The sequence below is a fragment of the Nocardiopsis sp. NPDC055879 genome, assembly GCF_053615935.1.
In genome coordinates this window covers 81,688-104,017 of the sequence record NZ_JBSHCT010000001.1, presented here as the reverse complement: position 1 = coordinate 104,017, position 22,330 = coordinate 81,688, and the positions used below count along the sequence as shown (strand labels likewise).

The following is a 22,330-nucleotide window of genomic DNA, read 5'->3' as shown; positions in this document are numbered from 1 at the left end:
AGAGCGCGAATGGCTCGCTCTCAGGGGCGCCAACGCAGGTGGACGTCGGGTTCGCGTTCCTCGTTGCGGGCGCCGTCGGTGCGTTCGACCTCGTCGAAGCCGTGCCGGGCGTAGAAGCGCAGTGCGGGCTCGTTGACCTGGAAACACCACAGGTCCAGGCCGTCGGGTCGCCGTTCCTTGGCCAGGTCCGCGAACCGGTCGCCCAGGCCGCGACCCCGATGATCGGGGTCCAGGTAGAGCTGGTCGAGGTCGGACCCGTCCAGCGCCATGACGCCCACCGGCCGTCCGTCGTGGGGCTGCGCCACCCAGGTCTCACAGCCGGGCAGGACCACGGCCGCGAACCAGGCGCGCACCTCGTCGTCGGTGTGCGCCCGGGACACGGTGGGCAGTGCGGCGGTGAAGGATCGCAACCACAGGTCGGCGACCACACGGGCGTCGTGGGCGGTCGCCCGGCGCAATGTCTCCATGCCGAAGATGATCCACGGTCGCGGGCCCGGGCGCACCGGGTTTTCCCGTGCCGTCGGTCGAGGCCGGAAGAGGTGTTCGGGGCCCGCCTTCCGAGGGATGAGGAAGGCGGGCCCCGTTCCGGTGCGGGTCAGGCCTTGAGCAGGTCCTCCACACCGGTGTCCGGAAGGCTGACGGTGACCTGGGTGCCCCACGGGTCCTTGGCGGAAATGGACCGGCCGTCGTCCGCGAAGCCGGTGCCCTTGGCCTTCAGGCGGGCGACCAGCGCGTCGAGGTCCTCGCGGGCCGGCACGGTGACCGCCACGTCGCCCAGGCCCAGGCGCGAGGCACGCGGGCCCACGCCCCGGCTGTTCCACGTGTTCATCGCGACGTGGTGGTGGTAGCCGCCCGCGGCGGCGAACAGGGCTCCGGGGTAGCTGCCCACGGTGGTCTCGAACCCGAGGGTGTCCACGTAGAAGTCGCGGGCCTGGTCGATGTCGCCGACCTGCAGGTGGACGTGGCCGACCAGGCCGGGCAGGCGGGGCGCGGAGTCCACGACGGTCTGGTCCAGGTGTTCGCGCAGGAAGGCGTTGGGGTCCAGGTACTCGGTGGCCATGCGCAGCTCGCCGCCGGGGGCGTAGCTCCACTGGGAGCGCGGACGGTCGATGTAGAGCTCGATGCCGTTGCCCTCGGGGTCGGTGAAGTAGAAGGCCTCGCTCACCAGGTGGTCGGAGGAGCCGACGAAGCGGCTGCGGCTGTCCTGGGCGGCGCGGTAGACCGTGGCGGCCAGGCTCTGTCGGTCCTCGAAGAGGAAGGCGGTGTGGAACAGGCCGGCCTCGCGGCGGTCGACGGCGGGCAGGTCCGGGGTGGAGATGAGCCGGACCATGGGTGTGGTGCCGCGGCCCAGGACCCGGTGGACGCGGCGGCCGTTCGCGCGTTCCTCCACCGGTTCGAGGGCGAGGGCGTTCGCGTAGTAGGAGCTCATCAGTTCGAGGTCGCCCACGTGCAGGGTGACCGCGTCCATCGCGGTGTCCGGGTTGAGGACTCGCGCGATGTCGTTGTTCTGCCGGGTCGTCGCGTTGGCGGCCATGACCTGGTTCCTTTCCGCAGGGGTCCGGGTGGTGCCTCGTCGCCCCACTCGCTTGAACACAGCATACCTTCCCAGGAAGATATTAGCTAGTCACTTGAGCTCTCAATTATTTAGCGACAGAGAAGTCCCCCTGTTCGGGGCACCTTCGACAAGCGCTCGGACCCCGCGCGCGGCAGACAGGACCAGGATCTTCTCGTCGTGGGCCTGGAGGCCGCCCCGGAACCCCCGGACCGGCCCGCCCGCCTCGCGGCGTCGGGCCGGTCCCCTACTTCGGTCAGTCGGTGGGCGCCACGCCCACGGCGACGGCCAGGTCCTGCCAGGACATGCCCGAGCCCTTGAACACGTTGGGCCGGTCGGTGCGGCGGGTGACCTCACCGCGCACCAGCGGGGCCAGTCCGACCAGGTCGTCGGCGTTCAGGGCGCCCTCCTCGATGGCGAGCACCACGTCACCGCACTCGCGCAGGGCGCTGTCGCGTTCCTCGACCACGACCTGGGCGCGGCCCATCAGGGCGGCGTCCAGTTCACGGCGATCGGCCTCGTGCGAGCCCATCGCGACGACGCAGGCCCCGTCGCGTACCAGGGAACCGTCGAACAACGGTTCGGCGCTGGAGGTGGCGCACACGACGATGTCGGCGTCGGCGACGTCGGCCGCCACGCCCGCCTCGGCGGTGATTCCGCGTTCGGCGAGTTCGGCCATGGCCGCCGCCACCTTGTGCGGGCTGCGGCCGACCATCCGGACGTCCTTCAGCGCCCTGATCCGGGCCATGGCGACGACGTGTTCCACCGCCTGGGGTCCGTTGCCGAACACCACCAGGCGAGAGGCCTCGGGGTCGGCGAGGTGGCCGGCCGCCACCGCGGAGGTGGCCGGGGTGCGCAGCGAGGTCAGGCTCACCCCATCGACGAACATCCGCGGGGTGAGCGTCTTGGCGTCCATGAGCACGTAGACGGCCTGGATGCGGGGCAGCCCCAGCGCGGGGTTGCCGGGCGTCACGGAGGCGACCTTGACTCCCACCCAGTCCCCCAGTGTCGAGGGCATGAGCAGCAGGTGCCCGGACCCGGCGTCGGAGTGGGAGCGCGCCGGGTCGTCGGCCGGGTCGAATCCCGCCTTCAGGGCCCCTTCGATCAGGGTGCGCGCGCGGTCGGGGTCGATCCGGCGGCGGACCTCGTCGGCGTCGACGAACGGCAGGCCGTTCACGACATCACCTCGGTTTCGTCGATGCCCTCGCGGCGTGCGATGGCGGCGGTCTCCTTGCGCACGACCGAGCCGGAGACGGCGACGGCGGTGAAGGAGATGACGGCCAGGATCACCAGGTAGGTCGCGATGGGCCACCAAGCGCCGTCGAAGCGGGCCAGCAGCCAGGTGGCCAGCAGCGGCGCGGTGCCGCCGGCGAGGGCGGCGCCGATCTGGTAGCCGAGCGTCACACCGGTGTAGCGGACCCGGGTCGTGAAGATCTCGGAGGTGAGGGTGCCCAGGGTGGCGGTGACCGGCGGCCAGGCCACACCGAGGGCGAGTACGACGGCCACGTACACGGCCCAGTTCATCTGTAGGTCGAGCAGCGTGAAGAAGGGGACGGCCATGGCGGCGATGATCACCGTGCCACCGAGGTAGACCTTCGTTCGGCCGAGGGTGTCGGAGAGGCGGCCCATCAGCAGGATGACGATGGTGCTGACGAACGCGCCGGCGCTGACCGCGTTGAGGACCACGGACTGCTGGATGTCGAGGGTGCCGGTCGCGTAGCTGACCACGAACGTGGCGAAGATGTAGAACGGCGCGGTCTCGACGACCTTGGCGCCCACCGCCACGAGGACGGAGCGCCAGTGGTCGCGCAGGGTGTCCTTGATGGGCAGCTTGGCGACGTTGCCGCTCTCCTTGGCCTCCCGGAAGGCGGGGGTCTCGGCCAGGCCCTTGCGGATCCACAGGCCGACGAAGACCAGGATGATGCTGGCGATGAAGGGGATGCGCCAGCCCCACGCCTCGAAGGAGTCGTTGGGGAGCATGCTGACCAGGCCGAACGCGATGGTGGACAGGAGCATGCCGATGGTGATGCCGGTCTGGGGCACCGATCCGAAGAAGCCTCGGCGCTCCTTGGGCGCGTACTCGTAGGCGAGCAGCAGGGCACCGCCCCACTCGCCGCCGATGGCCAGACCCTGGATGACCCGGCACAGGATCAGCAGCAGCGGGGCGAGCATGCCGACCTGGTCGTAGTTGGGCAGCAGGCCGATGGCGACGGTCGCGCCGCCCATCAGAGACAGGGTGATGACCAGGGTCTTCTTCCGACCGATGCGGTCGCCGATGTGGGAGAAGACGATGCCGCCGAACGGCCGGATGAAGAAGGTCAGGGACAGCGTCAGGTACGACAGCATCAACGAGATCACGGGGTCGTCGTTGGGGAAGAACTGCTTGTCGAAGATGAGCGCGGCGGCGGTGGCGTAGAGGAAGAAGTCGAACCACTCGATCGCGCTGCCACTGAGGCTGCCGATGAGCACACGGCGGTTGGTGGCCGGTCGGCCGACCGCGGACTGCGTGGGGGACACTCAGCGCTCCTCGTGTCGTGGACCACGTGATGTGGGCCTCATGATGCGAATAAGTGCAACGTACAATTTTACGTTGCACATGACAAGCCATCTGGGGTGACGCGATCAAGCCGTGACCTGCGAAGAGTCCATCACTCCGGGTTCTCGAGGCGACCCCGAAACGACCGCCAAGCCTGTGGGGACTGGCTTGGCGGGCCGTGGTCAGCTCTCCTCGCGCCCGGCCCACACCCCGCGCACGTGCCCCAGGTGCCGGCGCATCAACGCCTCCGCCCCGGCCACGTCCCGCGCCTCGATCAGGTCGAGCAGGTCGTGGTGTTCCCGCGCGGTGGCGCCCAGGCGCCCCTCCTCGTACAGCCGGCGCAACGCGGACAGACGCGCCATCCCGCGCAGCCGGCCCACCTCCTCGACCAGGCGCTGGTTCCCGGCGATGCCGAGCAGGCGCAGGTGGAAGGTGGTGTCGGTGGCGATGAACTCCTGCAGGTCCCCGGCCGCGGCGGTCTCGTTGAGACGATCGGCGAGCGGCCGGAGCAGGGCGACCTGTTCGGGTGTCGCGAGGGCCGCGACCCGCCCGACCGTGGGCACCTCGATGAGCTCGCGCACCTCGATGATCTCGTCGAGGGTCACCTCGCCCAGCTCGACCACGCGGTACCCGCGGTGCCGGAGGGTCTCCACGAGCCCCTCCTTGGTCAGCTCCATCATGGCCTCGCGTACGGGGGTGGCCGAGACGCCGAGACGTTCGGCCAGCGCGGGAGCCGAGTAGATCCGGCCGGGTTCGAGCTCACCGGCGACCATGGCCTGACGCAGCACCTCCGTCACCCGGGACCGAAGACTGCTGCTCTCGGCGAGCGACCCGATCACCGGCCGCTCGCGCGGCGCGTCGATGCTCATCTGGTGTTGTTCCTCCCCGCGCGGACTTGTGGCCTCCCAGGATGCCACGCCCACCCGCACGCGCCGTCGCCGCGTGCGGTCGCCATCCATCCCCGACCTACAATAGAGATGTTCCTATCATCTGGATGTTGTCAACATTCGGATCCCATCGTCCGAGAGGGCCGACCCGCATGCCACCGGTGACCACACCGCACGATCTACTCGTCCTGCACGGCCTGCGCGTCGTCGGGTTCTGCGACATCGAACGCCTGGCCGAGGCCACCGGGCTGAACCACGACGAGGTCGAGTCCGAGCTGATCGACCTGGCCGTGGCCGGACTGGTCACACGAACCCCCGGACCCTTCGGTGGTTGGGGCCCGACCGAGGCGGGCCGGATCTCCGACGCCGAGCGCGTCGGCGCCGAACTCGACCGGACCGGCGCCCGCGACCTGGCCGTGCGCACCCACAAGGCCTTCGAGGAACTCAACCCGGAGGCACTCGACCTGTGCGGCGCCTGGCAGCTGCGTCCCCTCGACGGGGTGGTCACCGCCAACGACCACACCGATCCCGCCTACGACGCCCGGGTGCTGGCGGCCTTCACCGACCTCGAACGCCGACGCGACGACGTCTGCGCGGACCTGGCCCTGGCCCTGCCCCGGTTCGGGCGTTACCGGGTGCGGCTGTCCGAAGCGCTGGAGCGGGCCCACGCCGGTGAACTCGACCGGGTGGCCGACGCCACCGACTCCTTCCACACCGTGTGGTCGCAGTTGCACGAGGACCTGCTCGCCACCCTGGGGATCCCCCGATGAGCCCCGAGGCGCGTTGGACGCGCCCGCTCACGGTGGACGAGACGGGGACCCCCGAACTGCTGGGCGCCAAGGCGCACGGGCTCGTGGGCCTGATGCGGCTGGGATCGCCGGTTCCGGCGGCCTTCGTCGTCACGACCGAGGCCTGCCGCGCCTTCCTCGACTCCGGTGTGTTCCCCCCGGGACTGGACGCCGAACTCGACCTCGCCCTGGCCCGGTTGGAGTCCGTCACCGGCCGGACCTTCGGCGATCCCGGCCCCGGCTCCGGCCCCGTTCGCGCTCTGACGGTGTCGGTGCGCTCCGGGGCGAGCGTGTCCATGCCGGGGATGATGGACACCGTCCTGGGCCTGGGCACCGGTTCCGACCCCGGGGAGGAGGTGCGGGCGGCGATCCGCTCCGTGTTCGCCTCCTGGCACACCCCGCGCGCCCGCACCTACCGGACCCTGCACGGCATCCCGCACGACCTGGGCACCGCCGTCGTCGTGCAGGCCATGGTGGACGGAGACCGGGACGAACACAGCGGGGCGGGGGTGGCGTTCGGACGCGACCCGAACTCCGGGGCGCCCGGCCCCTACGGCGAGGTGCTGTTCGGAAGTCGCGGCGACGCGGTGGTCTCCGGGGGGCGCCGCACCCTGCCCCTGGACGATCTGGCCCACCGCGAGCCCGGGGTGTGGGCCGACCTGACACGTGCGCTGACACTCATCGAGAAGGACCTGCGCGACACCTGCTACGTGGAGTTCACCTTCGAGTCCGGCCGGCTGTGGCTGTTGCAGGCCCGCCCGGGCCGGTTCACGGGTGCGGCGGCCGTGCGAGTGGCGGTGGACCTGGTCGACGAGGGAACGCTGACCCGGCGGGAGGCGCTGCTGCGTGTGACGCCCGCACACCTGGGGCGGGCGCGGGTCCCGCGCGTGGTGCCGCCGCCCGGGGTGGAACCGCTCGCGCGTGGGATCGGCGCGGTCCCCGGTGTGGTGACGGGTCGGGCGGCCACCACCTGCGAGGCGGCGGTCCGGATGGCGGCCGAGGGCCCGGTGGTCCTGGTGCGTCCGGAGACCTCCCCCATGGACATGAGCGGGTTGGCCGCGGCGGCGGGTGTGGTCACCGAACGGGGCGGACCGGCCTCGCACGCGGCGGTCGTGGCTCGTTCCCTGGGCAGGCCCGCCGTGGTCGGCGTCGGCGCGCACACGCTCACCGACGGGGACCTCGTCACGGTCGACGGCACCGCCGGCCTGGTGGTCGCCGGCCGCTCGGAGGTGACCACCGAAGCCGCGCTCCCCCACCTGCGCAGGCTGCTCATCTGGGCCGACGAGGTCTCCGGCGAGGACCCCGACCTGCCCGAGGTCGAACGGCTCCGCGCCGCCCATCGGGTTCTCGATCGCCACCGACCCGAAACTCTCCGCACACCACTTCGTCCAAAGTGTTGACGAAGTGCTGTGACGCCGGCAACGTACGCAGCACCTGCCAGGGGACGAGTGATCGGAGACCCACCGTGCATGACGACCGGCGGCTGATCGAGGCACGACTGGAACGGGCTCTGCGGGAACGGGTGTGGCCCGCGGTGCATGGAACATCGGTCCCCTTGGAGGTGGCGCGCTGGGACGCGCCCGGGGAACCGGTACCGGCGGCGGAGGGGATCGCCGCACCCCACGAACCCGCCCGGGTGGGTGACGCCTGGGGGCCGGCGTGGGGCACCACCTGGTTCCGGGTGCGCGGCCGGGTGCCCGCCGGATGGGCCGGTCGACGGGTGGAGGCGGTGGTCGACCTCGGGTTCGACGTGGGCATGCCCGGTTTCCAGAGCGAGGGGCTGGTGCACCGCGCCGACGGCACCGTGGTCAAGGGCCTCAACCCGCGCAACGCGTGGATCCCGGTCGGTTCCCCCGTCGACGGCGGCGAGGAGGTGGAGTTCCACGTGGAGGCCGCCGCCAACCCCGTCATCCTCGACGACCCGCCGTTCCAGCCCACCGAGCTGGGCGGCGGACGCGGCCCCGACGACGAACCCCTGTACCGGTTGGCCCGCGCCGACCTGGCGATCTTCGAGAGCCGGGTGTGGGAGCTCGCCCTGGACCTGGAGGTGGCCGGCGGGCTGGCGCGCGAACTCGACGAGGGCGATCCCAGGCGCTGGCGGCTGTTGCGCGCGCTGGGCCGCACCCTGGACGCGCTGGACCCGCAGAACGTGCCCGGCAGCGCCGAGCGCGCCCGTGAGGTGTTGGCCCCGGAGCTGGCCTCACCCGCCACGGCCGGAGCGCACCGGATCTCGGCGGTCGGGCACGCCCACATCGACTCGGCGTGGCTGTGGCCGCTGCGCGAGACCGTCCGGAAGGTGGCGCGCACCAGCGCCAACGTGGTGGGGTTGATGGACGACCACCCCGAGCTGGTGTTCGCGATGTCGCAGGCCCAGCAGTGGGCGTGGATCAAGGAGCACCAGCCGGAGCTGTTCGATCGGGTGGTGAAGGAGGCCGAGGCGGGCCGGTTCGTTCCGGTGGGCGGCATGTGGGTGGAGTCCGACACCAACATGCCGGGGGCGGAGGCGCTGGCCCGTCAGTTCGTGTTCGGCAAGCGGTTCTTCCGTGACGAGTTGGGCGTGGACACCCAGGAGGTGTGGCTGCCGGACTCCTTCGGGTACTCGGCGGCCCTGCCACAGCTGGTGCGGTTGTCGGGGTCGCGTTGGTTCCTCACCCAGAAGATCTCGTGGAACCAGGTCAACCGGTTCCCCCACCACACGTTCTGGTGGGAGGGGCTGGACGGCACCCGGGTGTTCACGCACTTCCCGCCGGTGGACACCTACAACGCGGAACTGACCGGGGCGGAGCTGGCGCACGCCTCCCGCAACTTCCGGGACAAGGGCGGGTCCTCGTACTCGATGGTGCCGTTCGGGCACGGGGACGGCGGTGGTGGGCCCACCCGCGAGATGTTGGGCCGGGCCGCGCGATTGCGGGATCTGGAGGGATCGCCTCGGGTGACGATCGAGCACCCCGAGGAGTTCTTCGAGCGGGCGCACGCCGAGTACACCGACGCCCCGGTCTGGTCGGGCGAGCTGTACCTGGAATTCCACCGGGGCACCTACACCAGCCAGGCGGCGACCAAGCAGGGCAACCGGCGTTCGGAGCACCTGCTGCGCGAGGCGGAGCTGTGGTCGGCCACGGCCGCGGTGCGTGTGGGGGCCGAGTACCCCTATGAGCGGTTGGAGCGGGTGTGGCGGACGGTGCTGCTCAACCAGTTCCACGACATCCTGCCGGGGAGTTCGATCCAGTGGGTGCACCGTGAGGCGGCCGAGTCCTACCGGGAGGTCGCCGCGGAACTGACCGAGGTCATCGGCCGGGCCCAGGCCGCGCTGGCCGGCGCCGGCGACGGTACCGGCGGTGAGGGCGACGAGGTGGTGTTCAACCCGACCCCCCACGAACGCGACGGGGTGCCCGCGCTGGGGGCGTCGCCGCGTTCTCGGGTCCTCTCCCCCACCGTCGAGGGCGCCGTCGAGCCCACCCTGACCGGCGTCGACGGCGGGTTCGTCCTGGACAACGGACTGTTGACGGTGCGGGTGGACCACCGAGGGCTGGTGATGTCGGTCCTGGACCGGTCGGCCGAACCCGAGGGCCGGGAGGTGCTCGCCCCGGGGCTGCCCGGCAATCTGCTCCAGTTGCACCAGGACGTCCCGAACCAGTGGGACGCCTGGGACGTGGACGAGTTCTACCGCAACAGCGTCACCGACCTCACCGAGGTCGACTCGGTCACCGCGCTCACCGATGCGGAGGCCGCGGAGTCCGATCTGCCCGTAGACACCGTGGGCGTGCGCGTCACCCGTTCCTTCGGGGAGTCCTCGCTCACCCAGGTGCTGTCGCTGTCACCGGGCGCTCGGCGGCTGGACGTGGACACCACCGTGGACTGGCACGAACGCGAGAAGTTCCTCAAGGCCGCCTTCCCGGTGGACGTGCGGGCGCACGAGTCGTCGTCGGAGATCCAGTTCGGGCACGTCAAGCGGCCCACCCACACCAACACCTCCTGGGACGCCGCCAAGTTCGAGATCTGCGCGCATCGCTGGGTGCACGTGGCCGAACCCGGCTACGGGGTGGCGGTGCTCAACGACTCCACCTACGGGCACGACATCACCCGTGACGTGCGCTCCGACGGGGGGACCACCACGACGGTGCGGCTGTCGCTGCTGCGGGCACCGCGCTTCCCCGACCCCGAGACCGATCAGGGCGAGCACCGGCTCCGCTACGCGCTGGCACCCGGCGCGGAGATCGAGGACGCGGTGCGCGAGGGGTACCGGATCAACCTGCCGGTGCGTTCGGCGCCGGGTGCGAGGGCGGTGGAGCCGCTGGTGGAGGTCGCCGACCCCGGTGTGGTCGTGGAGTCGGTCAAGCTCGCCGACGACCGTTCGGGGGACGTGGTGGTGCGCCTCTACGAGGCTCGCGGTGGGCGTGCTCGGACGTCGCTGCGCACCGGCTTCCCCGTGCGCGGGGTGCGGGCGGTGAACCTGTTGGAGGAGGACCACGAGGACGCCCCGAAGCCGTTGTCGGCCGTGGCACCGGCCGACGGGGACGGTCGAGGCCCGCGTCTGGTGAACGTGGGTCTGCGCCCCTTCCAGATCCTCACCCTGCGCTTGGAGCTCTGACTCCCCCGGCGGCCGGTCAGCCCTTCATCGCCCCGCCGAGGGCGAACCGGCCGCCCATGGCGCGGGATACCACCATGTACAGCACCACCACCGGCACCGTGTACAACAACGAGTACGCCGCCAGTTCTCCGTAGCGCACGCTCCCGTACTGGCCGAAGAACGTGAACACGCGTACCGCCGCCGGCATCTTCTCCGGGCTGGTGAGCAGGATGAACGGCACGAAGAAGTTGCCCCAGGTGGTGACCAGGGTGAAGATCCCCACCACCGCCAGGCCGGGCGCCAGCAGCGGAGCCACCAGGTAGCGCAGGGACTGCCAGGCGGACGCCCCGTCCACCCAGGCTGCCTCCTCCAGGGCGATGGGGATGCCGTCGATGAAGTTCTTGGTCAGCCAGATCCCGAACGGCAGGGTGCTCGCGGCCAGGAAGAGGGTGGTGGCGGTCAGCGAGTTCAACAGGTCTGCCTGCACGAACATCCCGTACACGGGAACCATGATCGCGGTGATGGGCAGACCGGTGGCGAACAGGACCGAGTACAGGAACGGTTTGCGAAAGCGCAGGTTGTACCGGGACAGCGGATAGGCGGCCAGCATGGAGCAGAATGCGGTGATCACCGCCGCTCCCCCGCAGGTCAGGACGCTGTTCCAGATCGGCCGGTAGACGATCTCGGGGGTCATGATCGCGGTGAAGTGGTCGAGGGTGAGCGAGGTGGGAAGTCCCGCGCGCAGGGAGGGTTCGGTGTCCACGGACGCGAACAGCATCCACAGCATGGGCACCAGGAACACCACGGCCAGTCCACCCAGGATCAGGTACGTCAGCAGGGTCGAGGCGACTCGGCCGGGCGCGCTCACCACCATCCGCGTTCCGGTGCGTGCGCCGTTCCCGCCGCTCCGCTCGTGACTCATCGCTGTTCCTCCCTGCTGAGCATCCACACGTAGACGACGGAGAACAGGCCGGCGACCACCAGCAGCGCCAGGGCGATCGCGGTTCCATAGCCCAGGTCGCCCAGGCGCAGCGCCTCCTGGTACATCAGCAGCGGCAGCGTGGTGCTGCGCGCGCCCGGTCCGCCGGAGGTCATCACGAAGATCAGTGTGAACACCTGCACGGTCTGCAACGTGATCAGGAGCAGGGTGGTGGCCAGTGTGCGGCGCAGCAACGGCAACACCACGTGCACCAGCACCTGGAAGGAGGAGGCGCCGTCCACCCTGGCGGCCTCCTTGAGGTCGTCGGGCACCTCCGCCAGACCCGCCGAGTAGGTCATCATCGAGAAGGCGGTGCCCTTCCAGATGTTGGCCAACACCACCGCGAGCAATGGCGCGGTGAACAGCCAGTTCTGCGGCTCCGCGCCGAAGAACCCGAGGACGGAGTTGAAGCTGCCCTCCCGTTCCAGGAACGCGTACCAGACGAACCCCGCCACGACCTCGGGGACCACCCAGGCGCCCACCACGATCGCGCCGACCGTGGCGCGCACCGCGCCGTGCCGGTTGCGCATCAGCAGCGCCAGGGTCAGGCCGAGCACGGTCTGCCCGAACACGCACCCCACCAGGAAGAGCACGGTCAGGACGGTGGCTTCGCGGAAACGGGTGTCGGCGAGCAGGCGTTCGAAGTTGGCGAAGCCGACGAACTCGGTCTGCGCGGCCTGCGCGCCGGTGAGGGCGGCGTTGGTCAGGGACGCCCACACCGTCCACAGGATGGGGCCGGCGAAGAACGCCAGCAGCAGGAACAGGGCGGGGCCCATGGGCAGGACCCAGCGGGCCGAACGCGCCCACCGCCGGCCTCGGTGGGCCGCGGCCTCCCGGATGGTCCGGTCGTCGTGGGTGGTCGTGGTCGCCACCGGTCAGGAACCGTCCGTCACGTTGTCGGGGCCCACTATCGACTCCAACTCCTGGGCGTAGAGTTCGGCGGCCTCCTGCGGGGTGGCCTCGCCCAGCATGACGACCTCCATGGCCTCCTGGACCGCCAGGGACACCCTGGGGTACTCGCTGTAGGCGGGCCGGAAGCCGGTGATGTCGACGAGTTCGGCGAACTGTTCGGCCTTGGGCGCGGCCTCCAGGAAACCGGGGTCCTCGGCGACGTCGGAACGCACCGGGATCTGGCCGCCCTCGACCGCGAACTTCACCGCGTTCTCCTGGTTCAGGGCGTGGGCCATGACCCGCCAGGCCAGGTCGGGGTCGGTGGCGTGGGCGCCCATCGACAGGGCCCAGCCACCGGACATGCTGCTCGCGCCCGCGCCTTGCCCGTCCCGGGTCGGCATGGGGGTGAACTCCATGTGGTCCTCCCACTCCGGCCAGGGTTGGTTGGCCTCCTCGATCCAGGACTGGGTGGCCCACGAGCCCTCCAGGCTGATCGCCATCTCCCCGTTGGGGAAGCGCTCCTCGTTGTTGACGGTGCCGATGTTGGCGTCCAGGGCGTCCTGTGGGTCGAGGGTGAGGTCCTCGTCGTAGATGGTCCGGACGAACTCCAGGGACTCGGTGAACCCGGCGCTGGAGGAGACCCACCGTTCGGAGGATTCCTCGAACAGGCTGTCGTCGGTGCCGCGGAGCAGCATCTGGAAGCCCTGGAGGGAGGCGGCCTCACCGGCGGGGGTCCCCGAGTAGACGTTGAGGGGGACCACCTCGTCGCCGAACTCGTCCCGCACGGCGCGGGCGGTGTCGAGCACCTCGTCCCAGGTGGCCGGTTCCCAGGGGAGTGCCACACCGGCCTGTTCCAGGAAGTCGGTCCGGTACCAGAGGCCGCGCACGTCGGTGCCGAGCATGACCCCGTAACGGGTTCCGTCCAGCGAAGTGACCGCCTCGGCCTCCTGTTCGTTGAACCGTTCGGCGTCCTCCCAGGCGTCGAAGTGATCGTCCAGCGGCATGAGGTACCCGGCGTCGGCGTCCTGGTTGATGGTGAACGTGTCCTGGTAGATCAGGTCCGGGGCCTCGCTCGCGGAGCCGTTCATGAGGTTGACCTGGGTCTGGTAGTCCTCGGCCTGCGCCTCGATGGCGTTGAGTTCGATGGTGACGTCGGGGTTGTCGGCCTCGAACTCCTCCTTGACCTTCCGCATCAGCGAGTCCATCGCGATGAAGGTGCCGAACTTCTGGTAGGCGATCCGAACGGTGGTGGCGTCCCGTTCGTCCCCCGAGGAGCAGCCGGCGGCGATCAGGGTCAGGAGCGCGGCGGCGGCCGCCGCCCGGGTGGTGTTCCTTGGAGTTCCCCTCATCGTGTACCCCTCACGCAGCGATGGCCGGGCGACCCGAGAAAGTGAGCCGCATCACATGCTTACTAAAAACCTTGGATAAAGACAATGGGGGAAGTGAGGTGAACCGGTGCGGTTACCCTCGGGTGGGACGGACGGCCGGGCGTCCGCACCGGCAAGGCGGAGGGACTCCACGCATGCGCACCAGCACCAACCTGTTGTGGTTGGGCGACCTCAACCAGAGCAGGGTGCTCGACGCGGTACGCCGCTCCGACGGGGTCAGCCGGGTCGAACTGGCCGAACAGACCGGGCTGACCGCGCAGACGGTCTCCAACATCGTGCGGCGCCTGTTGGAGAACGGCCTGGTCCTGGAGGACGGTCGGGCCGTCTCCCGAGGCGGCAAACCGGCCACCATGCTGCGGCTCAACGCCGGCGCCTACTACGCGGTGGGCATGCACATCGACCCGGCCTCCACCACCCTGATCGTCACCGACCTGGCCGGCCGGGTGGTGGCCCGCGCCCGCAGGCGCACACCTTCGGCCCAAGGTCCGCGCCGGGTCATCGACGCCCTGAGCCGTTCGGTGCGCGCCATCGTGGCGGACTCGCCCGCCCCCGATCGGGTCCTGGGGCTGGGGGTGGCCACGCCCGGGCCGATCGACCGTTCCGCGAGCGCCGTCACCCCGCCCCACCTGCCCGGCTGGCGGTCGGTTCCGCTCCGTGAGGACCTGGCCGAACGCACCGGGTTGGCCGTGGTGATCGACAACGACGCCACCGCCGCGACCATCGGCGAGCGCTGGGCCGGGGGCGGGGAGCGTTCCGAGGACATGGCGTTCGTGTACGTGGGCACCGGCATCGGCGGCGGTCTGGTGCTGGACGGCGACGTGTACCGCGGCGGCACCTTCAACGCGGCCGAGATCGGTCACGTGACCGTGGACCCTCGGGGACCGGACTGCCCGTGCGGCAACCGGGGTTGCCTGGAGACCTACACGGCCCCGCACGCCGTCGCCACCGAGGCCGCCCGCCGACGTGGGGAGGACCGGGCGGACTACGAACGCGGACAGGCCCGCACGGTGGCGGCGTACCGGAAGGTGTGCCGGGAGGCGCGCGCCGGGGACCCCGTCGCCGCGGCGGTGGTGGGCGAGGCCGGTCGGCGCCTGGGCGACGCCGCGGTGACCCTGCTCAACCTGGTGGACGTCCCGGTGGTGGTGCTGGGCGGCTGGGGCATGTCGCACATCGGGGCGCTGTACGCCCGGGCGCTGGACCGCGCGGTGGCCGAACGCACCATAGCCCGCGGGGTGCGCCGGGTACGGGTGGAGCCGTCCCTGATCGGTGAGGACGTCGGGGCCATCGGCGCGGCCACTTTGGTCCTGCACGCCGCCTACTCCCCCAAGTTCACCACCGCCTGAGCCCCGTACCCGGGCATGTCCGGGATCGGAGCCCTCGCGTCACCTGTGCCAGAACAGGTGGTGCCGCACACCGCTCGGACTGGGCACGACCTCCAGGTGGAACCGGTCGAGCAGCTCCTCGGGGGACTCCCAGAGCTTCAGACCGGCCCCGAGTTCCAGCGGCGCGACCGCCACGTGCATCGTGTCGACGAGGTCGGCTTCGAGGAACCGACGGATGGTGGTGACCCCGCCGCCGAGTCGGACGTCCCCGCCGCCCGCGGCCCGCCGCGCCTGCTCCAGGACCGTGGCCGGGTCGCCTCCGACGAAGTGGAACGTGGTGTCGGACAGCGTGAACGAGGGGCGCTCATGGTGGGTCATCACGAACACCGGGGTGTGGAACGGTGGTTCCTCTCCCCACCAGCCGCGCCACTCGTGGTCGGGCCAAGGCCCGCGCTGGGGGCCGAACTTGTTGCGGCCCATGATCTCGGCGCCGATGTTGTTCGCGAAGTCGCGCGTGAAGTAGTCGTCGAGGCCCCGGCTGCCTCCCGGGTCGGTGCGGCCCGGCCATCCCGCCGTGGCCCCTGCCCACTCGAAGAGCAGCTCGGGACGATCGACGTCGCCGAACGGGCTGTCGAGGCGTTGGTTCCGCCCGGCGGCGATCCCGTCCTCGGAGACACTGAAGTTCTGGACTCTCAGCAGTTGCGACACGTGTTCCTCCTGTGTGGTCGAGGGGTGACGTCGACAACAGGGGAGACTTCCCGAACGGGGAGAACTCATCGCGGTGAGCGGCCCGAGTCCGGGGCCGGGGTCAGTGACCCGGGATCAGTGGTCGGGGTAGACGGACTGGATGCGCTCGGCCACGTGGGCGAAGCCGCCGCGCTCCAGGATGTGCACCTGTTCCCGGACGAACGCGGCGCGCTCGGCCTCGCCCGGGACCGATTCGATCAGCCCGCGCAGGATGGCGACCTGGACGTCCTGCTGCATGGCGGCCTCGTCCTCACCGGGGTCGGCGGGCCACCAGTAGCTCTCGTAACCCTCGTCGTCGACACCGCTGCCGGAGACGGGGTGCTCGAAGTGTTCGATGATCTGGCCGGACAGTTCCTCGATCGACTCCTCGGACGACGGACGCGCGGGCGAGGGCCTCGGGTCCGGCGCCGGGCCGCCGGGTACGGGTCCCGGTCCGCTCGCCGGGGCGTCCCGCAGGACGGCGCGCACCGACTCGGCCTCGTGCTCGGCCTCCCACAGGGCGCGGTCCTTGCGCAGGCGGACGATGCTCCGTAGGCGCTCCTCGTCCTCGTCGTCCAGGTCCACGCGCACGTCGTCGGCCCACACCTCGACGATGCCGTCGGCCACGGGGGACTCCGTGGCGAAGAGCGCGGTCAGCTCGACCTCGACCACCCCACGGTCCTGCGGGAGGGTGTGGGCCAGGAGCTCACGGGCGCGCAGCAGGATCGAACGCGAGGCGGGACCGGCGGGGTTGCGCAGGCGCAGGTCGACCCGGCCGGCCCACCGCCAGTGCACCCGCGCGGAGAAAACGAAGTCGTAGTCGTCCTCGGCGCTGGGCAGCGCGGTGCGGCGCAGACGTATCCCGCGGGTGCCGCTCTCGCCACGCGGGGCGGGCACCGGGTCGGGTTCGTCGCCATGGTCGGAGCCCCGGTCGGAACCATCGCGACGCTCCTCGGCCTCAACGGGTCGTGGTTCGGCCTCGGACTCGGTCGCGGACAGCGCCCGCGCCAGTGCGGGCCCGACTCCGGCCAACACCGCCGGCCGCGCCAGGGCCACCCCCAGCAGCATCAACGCCACCGGAATCCACACCAGTGTCCACAGCCCGACCAGCGGATACAGCACCGCCGGGACGAGCAGCACCACGACGACCGCCGTCAGGCGGGTGCGCGTGTAGGTGGCCACGGGTGTCTCCTCTTGCGGGGGCAGGGGAATGACTTGGGAAGGTCCACATGCCAGTCTGCCCGAGAACGAGCGTGCTCGTGCCACCAATGCCGAGTCGTGCTCCTCCGGAGACCCTCCCGTGTCGCCGCGGGAACCTCCCCCTCCTGACCTCGAAGCCCACGTTTCCCGCCTCCCCCATCACCGGGCGGCGGGACACCCCCGACGAAATCAGCAGAGGTGACCAGAATGTTCCATACCGAACTCCGTCGCCGTCGAACGACGGCCGGGATGAGTCTCGAAGCACTGAGCCGCCGCGCCCACTACAGCAAGGGCTACCTGAGCAAGGTGGAGAACGGGACCAAGCCCGCCACCTCCGACGTCGCCCGTGCTTGTGACGCGGCACTGGACGCGAACGGAGAGCTCGCCGCCCTGGTGCGGACCGATCCCTCCATCCCCCGGCACGACACCCCGACGGAGTCCACCACCCAAGAACAGGAGGTATGGCTGATGGGCCTGACCCCGAACGGTGAGACGGGATTCGTCGGCCTCGACCGGCGCACCGTCCTCTCCCTCAGTGCCTTCTCCTTACTGGAGATCGGGGATCCGAACCCCTCTTCCCGCACTCGCGAGGTCGCGCCGGCCCTGGAGGGCTTTCGCGCGCAACTGGGCGGTCTGCGCTCACTGGGACAGCACACCGCGCCCTCCATGGTCTTCCCCGTCGCGGTCTCCCTGGCCAACGCGCTCAGGCAGCTCGCCGCGTCGGCCTCCCCCGCAGACCGGCCGGAGACCCTGCGACTGGCCGCTCGCTTCGCCGAGTACGCGGGATGGATGGCGCAGGAGTCCGGAGACGACCGGCGCGCCCTGTGGTGGACCGACACCGCCGTTGCGATGGCTCGGGAAGGGGGAGACCGGAACATGGGTGAGTACGCGCTCGTTCGCAGGGCGCTGGTCACGATGTACGCCCACGACGGACTGGGCACGCTCGAACTGGCCCGACACGCACAACGCGACCCATCGACCTCCGATCGCGTACAGGGTCTCGCGGCCAAGCGTGAGGCCCAGGGCCACGCGCTGGCCGGTGATCCCCTCTCATGTGAGCGTGCCCTGGAACGCGCCCGCACCCTGTTGACATCCGACCCCGGCGACAACGGAGGCCCGGAGATACTCGGTTCCAGCCACGTAGGTGATCCGGTCGGTGTGGTGCGTGGCTGGTGCCTGGTCGACCTGGGGCGGACGGAGGAAGCCGCACGACTTCTGGATCAGGAGTGCGCGGCCCTACCCGTGAACGCCGCACGTGCCCGTGCCCGCTTCGGAGTTCGCCGTGCCCTGGCGCACGCGTTGTCCGGCGAGGTCGACCACGCCTGCGCCCTCACCGAGGAACTACTGGGCGAAGGGGCCGGTTCGGACTCGGCGACGGTTCGCGTGGACCTTCGCCGCCTGCATCAGGCCCTGAACCGGCACCACGGTCACGCCCCCGTTCGAGAGCTCTCGCCCCGGCTGTTGAGCGTGCTCCACGGCGTTTGAACGACCGTGTGGGGCCGCGCCCTTGGGACGCGGCCCCGGTGAGGGCTCACTTCAGAGGAGCTCCATAGCCGTTGCGCGTGTTGATGGGTGTGTCGGTCTCATGACCGATCCAGTCCGCGCCCGCGAGGTCGGGGGCGGGTCGACGACCGTCAGAGGGTTCGGCCTCCTCGAAGTCCTCATCGTCGGGCAGCGGGTAAAGGCTCCGGAGCTCCCTGGCGATGTCCCGAGCCCCCGCGTCCTCCAAGAGCCTGACCTGGCGATGCACGTTCTGCATCCTGGTGTCCTCGTCCTCATCGTCGTACCAGGAAAGGATGAGCCGGGCCGTATCGGAGGCGTCCGAAGTAGTGTGGTCGTCCATGGTCCCAGGGGGAACGAAGTCGTCGAACCCATGACCCCTTCGGTCATCCCGGTACTCCCGGACCTCCGGCTCGGACTCGCCGAGGAAGGCGAACTCCTCAGGAGCGGCGCCCCGAAGGCGCACCAGCAGGTCGGACAGGTCTTCGCCCTTGGAGGCCTCGGCCAACCGCGCGAGCGTTTCGATGAGACCATGGGTTCGGCCCACGTCCGCGTCTCCCCGCACCAGGTCCCACACGATCGCGCTGCCCGGCGTCGCCAGGACGTCATCGGCGTAATACCGGCGCTTGGCGGACTCGACCGACTTCTCCACCTCCCAGACCACGCTCTCCTTGCGCATTCGCGAAAGCCGTTCCAGACGCGTCATGTCGTCGTCGGAGAGGGTGAGTTCGACGTCCTCGGCCCACACCTCCAGGGCCCCGTCGTACGCGTACACGGCCACACCCAGATCGGCCGCGAGCTGATGCCGGGCCATGTCGTAGTGCTCCGGACGAAACCGGACCACGCCCTTGCGCGCCTGTTCCGCGACGACCCGTTGGGCCTGGCCGGCCGGGTTGTGCAGACGAGGGTCGGGGACACCCGTCCACCGCCACATCACCATCGCCGAGAACAGGAAGGGATAGTGCTCGTCCCGGCTGGACAGCGGTTCGTCCTTGATGCGAACGTTCCGCGGCCCGCTCTCCATGAACGGATCCGGCGGGGTTTCGGTCTGCCCGGGGACCGACGGCCTGGTGCTGCCGAACATGAGCACCAGTCCACCGAAAAGCAGCATGACCGGTGCCGCCACCAAGATCCACAGGTCCATCAGCGGATACAGGGCGGCGACGAGTACGGCCACCACCCCGAGCATGATGACCACACCTCGACGTGTGCCGTTCATCCGTTCTCCTTTCGCGGAGCCACACGCTCCCGAGTGGGCGGAATTCCCTGTGCCTCATCGATCCTGCGGAGGAGGGCGTCCCGTTCTCTTCTTCGACCTGACGGTTCTTGGGTGCCCTCGCCGTATCGGGGCAGACGCAGCGCTGTCGTGTAGAGGACGGCCAGGGTTCGCGCCTGCGTCGCCGCCACCACCAGAATCTCCGTGAACTGTTCCGAACGGCCGATCCAGAGCTCTCCGTATTCCCTGGTCCGATCCGGTTCGTGTTGGAGGAGGAGTGGAAGCCCTTCGGCGACCATGGCCAGCACGCCGGGTTCGATCGGATGTCGCCCACCACCGCGCAGCAGGAGATCGGGGCATGTCATCTCCCGGAACAAGGTCCGGTCCACGGCTTCGTTCCGCTCACGGAGCTTGTAGGAGAACCTCCGTACGGCCCGCCGGTGGAAGGAACGGTCCCGGGCCAGCCCCTTCAACTCCGAGCGCGCGGCCTCGGAGACCTTGTCGGCCGCGTGACTCGCGAACAGGTGCAGCCGGACCAGGGCCCGTTCCGGGTGGGTACGAGCGAGTTCCTGAGCGCACACCGCGATCAGGACATGGGAGAGTCGTTCGGATGGTGGCCTTTCTCCCCATCGGTAGATCTGTCGGCGGGTCAGGCGCCCGTACCGCGGATCCTTGAGGGCCGTGGACAGGGCGATCGCGGACTGAGGTGCCCTGTTCCCAGCCTTCTCGGCCCCGCCACTCCAATCCATGGCCGCGGTGAACACCCGGTCCGGCCGGTCCACCCGCAACCTCTGCTCGGTCCACCGTTCGGCGACCCGGTCGCGGTCGGTCGGTGACAGGACCGGGCCGCGGACACAAATATCGACCCATCGGTCGAACACGTCGTGCAGCCAAGGGTGCGCGTCCCAGAGTTCGGCCCGGATCGCGGCGGCCTGACCAACGCGCCGGAACCGGACCCGACGGTCCGCTCCGACCTCCAGTCCCAGTTCCGACAGTTCCGTCCGAAAGTGGGGACGTTCGATCAAAGGTGTCACGTCCTCGGGAAGACGGACCATCGGCAGGAGGTGCTCCACCGCCGTGGCGAGGCGCTCCACCGATGTTCCTTCCAGGACGGAGGCGGCGAGCAACAGCGCGCGACCACGACCACCCGCTTTCCTCAATGGTTCGAGGAGCTTGTCCGTGTCACCTTTCAGAGCCGCGTCGAGCCACTCCCCGATGAGCCCTTCACCACCACGCTCCTTGCCCACCTCCTTCACCCTGCGCGCCAGCTCCTCCACTTCCCCCATCGAGGCCCGGACGGCCCACTCCCGTACATGCTTGTGGGCGTGGGCCGGGAAGAACCCGTGAACGTCCTTGGCGTCGAGGTGGCTGCGGAGTACCGCAAGAGGGTCGGGACGCCCCGGTCGGACCACGTGATCGCGCAGTTCGATCGGGATGTCGTCCTTGTCCTTGGAGTCGAAGAGCACGACCAGACGGGCGCCTGCCCGACGCGCATGGTTCCGGAGGGGTTCCAGCCAACGGAGGATCTCCCGTGTCCGTGGAACCCCGTTGCGGGTGAGGTCGAGCAACAGTCGCTCCCCTCCCCGCAACGTTCCCACGTCCAGGCGCGGAACCTCGTCCTCGGTGGTGAGGTCCTCACGGATGTCGTGGTCGTCTTCCTGACCTCGTGGGACCAACAGCATCTGGGCCGCGGTGCGCAGGCCTTCACCCTGACCACCGACCAGCACCACGGCACCATAGGTGGCGAGATGTTCGCGCAGGCCGTCCTCGTCCAGGTTCGGAGGAGCGACGAAGCGACGACGCAGATTCCCGAGGCGATCTTCGGCGATGACATGGCGTTCACGCCGACGCCGCAGGCGCCCCTCGTCATCGATTTCGAATTGCGAGGCCTCTTCCAAGGAGACCCCGGACAACACGAGCTGGTTTCCTGAGCCGGTGTGGGTCGGCGAGTTCTGATTGATGTCCCCGTGCCCGGAGTGGAGCGTGCTCTCGTCGGATTCCACCAGGGTCGAGTCGATCGGCGCCTCGGGTGGGGTCACCGTGTCCTCCGCCGCTCGGGGGCGCCGATGATCTGGTCACCGGTGCCGTGGTGGGTCGGCGAGTTCTGATTGATGTCCCCGGTCCCGTGATGCACAGTGCCCGGGGATCCGGTGATGATGCTGCCGACCTCACCACTGACCCCCGCGACCCCGTTGACGGTGTGTTCTTGAGACTGGACCGCGTAACCGTCGACGTCGCGCATCGTGTTGGTGGTGCCGGGCCGGTCCGCCACCTGTTCGTCCCTTTGCCCGGCCCGACAGGCGGCCTTGTCCTCCAGGTCCGGTACGGCGATCTCGACGGCCGCCACGAGCTCCTCGATGTCACTCTCGTTGTTGCGGTGCCGGTAGCGGCGGTACTGACAGCGGGCCAAGGGCGCGAGATCGGCGGGCAGGTCGGCGGACCTGAGACGGGGCGTGTTCTCCACCAGGACGGGGATGACGGTGGCATCGGAGTCGAACGCGAGGACGATCTCCCTTCTGATCCAGTCCTCGGGGTCGTCCAAGGGTCGACGTCCGTCATCTCCCGGCAACGCCCAGCGGGGACCGATGACGGCCAAGAGCACCGCGCAGTCGGCGGCGGCCCTGCGCAGCTCCTTCTCGAAGTCCGCTCCGGAAGGGATCGACTTACTGGCTCGGAACACTTCCTCCTCGCCGAAGTGCCGGGAGAGCTCCCGGTCGATCAGCGTCGCTACATGTTCTCCGTCGCCCGTCCGGTAGTTGACGAAACAGCTGTTCATGG

18 protein-coding genes are annotated in these 22,330 nt (G+C 70.0%); 5 read left to right on the top strand and 13 right to left on the bottom strand.

Going from position 1 to position 22,330, the window contains the following annotated elements:
- Window positions 1–20: 20 nt before the first annotated feature.
- The 5 genes from ACWGKS_RS00445 to ACWGKS_RS00425 form a co-directional block, all read right to left on the bottom strand.
- Window positions 21–467, bottom strand: coding sequence for an N-acetyltransferase family protein (locus ACWGKS_RS00445; RefSeq protein WP_452521327.1), 447 nt, complete (start codon window positions 465–467; stop codon window positions 21–23).
- Between the two features lie 128 nt (window positions 468–595).
- Window positions 596–1,534, bottom strand: coding sequence for a VOC family protein (locus tag ACWGKS_RS00440; protein WP_452521325.1), 939 nt, complete (start codon window positions 1,532–1,534; stop codon window positions 596–598).
- A gap of 274 nt (window positions 1,535–1,808) precedes the next feature.
- Entirely contained in the window at window positions 1,809–2,729 is a 921-nt protein-coding gene (locus ACWGKS_RS00435) for an ornithine cyclodeaminase family protein (RefSeq protein ID WP_358507314.1), read from the bottom strand.
- On the bottom strand, window positions 2,726–4,069 hold the full coding sequence (locus ACWGKS_RS00430) for an MFS transporter (protein ID WP_358507312.1): 1,344 nt from the start codon (window positions 4,067–4,069) through the stop codon (window positions 2,726–2,728). The genes ACWGKS_RS00435 and ACWGKS_RS00430 overlap by 4 nt, the downstream gene beginning before the upstream one ends.
- Window positions 4,070–4,270: 201 nt before the next feature.
- Complete coding sequence (locus tag ACWGKS_RS00425) at window positions 4,271–4,957, bottom strand: GntR family transcriptional regulator (protein WP_358507310.1); 687 nt, start codon at window positions 4,955–4,957, stop codon at window positions 4,271–4,273.
- Window positions 4,958–5,127: 170 nt separating this feature from the next.
- Between ACWGKS_RS00425 and ACWGKS_RS00420 the strand changes: the two genes are divergently transcribed.
- From ACWGKS_RS00420 to ACWGKS_RS00410, 3 genes are all read left to right on the top strand, one after another.
- Window positions 5,128–5,745 carry a transcriptional regulator gene (locus ACWGKS_RS00420; RefSeq protein ID WP_358507308.1) on the top strand — a complete coding sequence of 206 codons (618 nt, stop codon included), beginning with the start codon at window positions 5,128–5,130 and terminating at the stop codon, window positions 5,743–5,745.
- On the top strand, window positions 5,742–7,163 hold the full coding sequence (locus ACWGKS_RS00415; RefSeq protein WP_452521322.1) for a PEP/pyruvate-binding domain-containing protein: 1,422 nt from the start codon (window positions 5,742–5,744) through the stop codon (window positions 7,161–7,163). The genes ACWGKS_RS00420 and ACWGKS_RS00415 overlap by 4 nt, the downstream gene beginning before the upstream one ends.
- 65 nt (window positions 7,164–7,228) lie before the next feature.
- Window positions 7,229–10,351 carry an alpha-mannosidase gene (locus tag ACWGKS_RS00410; protein ID WP_358507304.1) on the top strand — a complete coding sequence of 1,041 codons (3,123 nt, stop codon included), beginning with the start codon at window positions 7,229–7,231 and terminating at the stop codon, window positions 10,349–10,351.
- A gap of 16 nt (window positions 10,352–10,367) precedes the next feature.
- On the opposite strand, the gene ACWGKS_RS00405 is transcribed toward ACWGKS_RS00410, so the two are convergent.
- The 3 genes from ACWGKS_RS00405 to ACWGKS_RS00395 form a co-directional block, all read right to left on the bottom strand.
- A complete protein-coding gene (locus tag ACWGKS_RS00405) occupies window positions 10,368–11,252 on the bottom strand; it encodes a carbohydrate ABC transporter permease (RefSeq protein WP_358507302.1) in 885 nt (294 codons plus the stop codon).
- Window positions 11,249–12,085 (bottom strand): carbohydrate ABC transporter permease, encoded by an 837-nt coding sequence (locus ACWGKS_RS00400; protein WP_358507456.1) that lies wholly within the window; start codon window positions 12,083–12,085, stop codon window positions 11,249–11,251. The genes ACWGKS_RS00405 and ACWGKS_RS00400 overlap by 4 nt, the downstream gene beginning before the upstream one ends.
- 99 nt (window positions 12,086–12,184) lie before the next feature.
- A complete protein-coding gene (locus tag ACWGKS_RS00395; RefSeq protein WP_358507301.1) occupies window positions 12,185–13,549 on the bottom strand; it encodes an extracellular solute-binding protein in 1,365 nt (454 codons plus the stop codon).
- A gap of 173 nt (window positions 13,550–13,722) precedes the next feature.
- On the opposite strand from ACWGKS_RS00395, the gene ACWGKS_RS00390 reads away from it, so the two are divergent.
- The gene (locus ACWGKS_RS00390) at window positions 13,723–14,931 is read left to right on the top strand and encodes an ROK family transcriptional regulator (protein ID WP_358507299.1); all 1,209 of its coding nucleotides are present in this window, start codon (window positions 13,723–13,725) and stop codon (window positions 14,929–14,931) included.
- Between the two features lie 39 nt (window positions 14,932–14,970).
- On the opposite strand, the gene ACWGKS_RS00385 is transcribed toward ACWGKS_RS00390, so the two are convergent.
- Both ACWGKS_RS00385 and ACWGKS_RS00380 read right to left on the bottom strand, forming a co-directional pair.
- Window positions 14,971–15,618 carry a dihydrofolate reductase family protein gene (locus ACWGKS_RS00385; RefSeq protein WP_358507297.1) on the bottom strand — a complete coding sequence of 216 codons (648 nt, stop codon included), beginning with the start codon at window positions 15,616–15,618 and terminating at the stop codon, window positions 14,971–14,973.
- A gap of 114 nt (window positions 15,619–15,732) precedes the next feature.
- Complete coding sequence (locus tag ACWGKS_RS00380) at window positions 15,733–16,818, bottom strand: hypothetical protein (RefSeq protein ID WP_358507296.1); 1,086 nt, start codon at window positions 16,816–16,818, stop codon at window positions 15,733–15,735.
- A gap of 225 nt (window positions 16,819–17,043) precedes the next feature.
- On the opposite strand from ACWGKS_RS00380, the gene ACWGKS_RS00375 reads away from it, so the two are divergent.
- On the top strand, window positions 17,044–18,321 hold the full coding sequence (locus ACWGKS_RS00375) for a helix-turn-helix domain-containing protein (protein WP_358507294.1): 1,278 nt from the start codon (window positions 17,044–17,046) through the stop codon (window positions 18,319–18,321).
- 46 nt (window positions 18,322–18,367) lie between these two features.
- On the opposite strand, the gene ACWGKS_RS00370 is transcribed toward ACWGKS_RS00375, so the two are convergent.
- Genes ACWGKS_RS00370 through ACWGKS_RS00360 form a run of 3 tightly spaced genes read right to left on the bottom strand, consistent with a single transcriptional unit; the run spans window position 18,368 to window position 22,328 of the window.
- A complete protein-coding gene (locus tag ACWGKS_RS00370) occupies window positions 18,368–19,555 on the bottom strand; it encodes a hypothetical protein (protein ID WP_358507292.1) in 1,188 nt (395 codons plus the stop codon).
- Complete coding sequence (locus ACWGKS_RS00365; RefSeq protein ID WP_358507290.1) at window positions 19,552–21,591, bottom strand: hypothetical protein; 2,040 nt, start codon at window positions 21,589–21,591, stop codon at window positions 19,552–19,554. Before ACWGKS_RS00365 ends, ACWGKS_RS00370 begins: the two co-directional genes overlap by 4 nt.
- A complete protein-coding gene (locus ACWGKS_RS00360) occupies window positions 21,588–22,328 on the bottom strand; it encodes a toll/interleukin-1 receptor domain-containing protein (RefSeq protein ID WP_358507288.1) in 741 nt (246 codons plus the stop codon). Before ACWGKS_RS00360 ends, ACWGKS_RS00365 begins: the two co-directional genes overlap by 4 nt.
- Window positions 22,329–22,330: the final 2 nt, after the last annotated feature.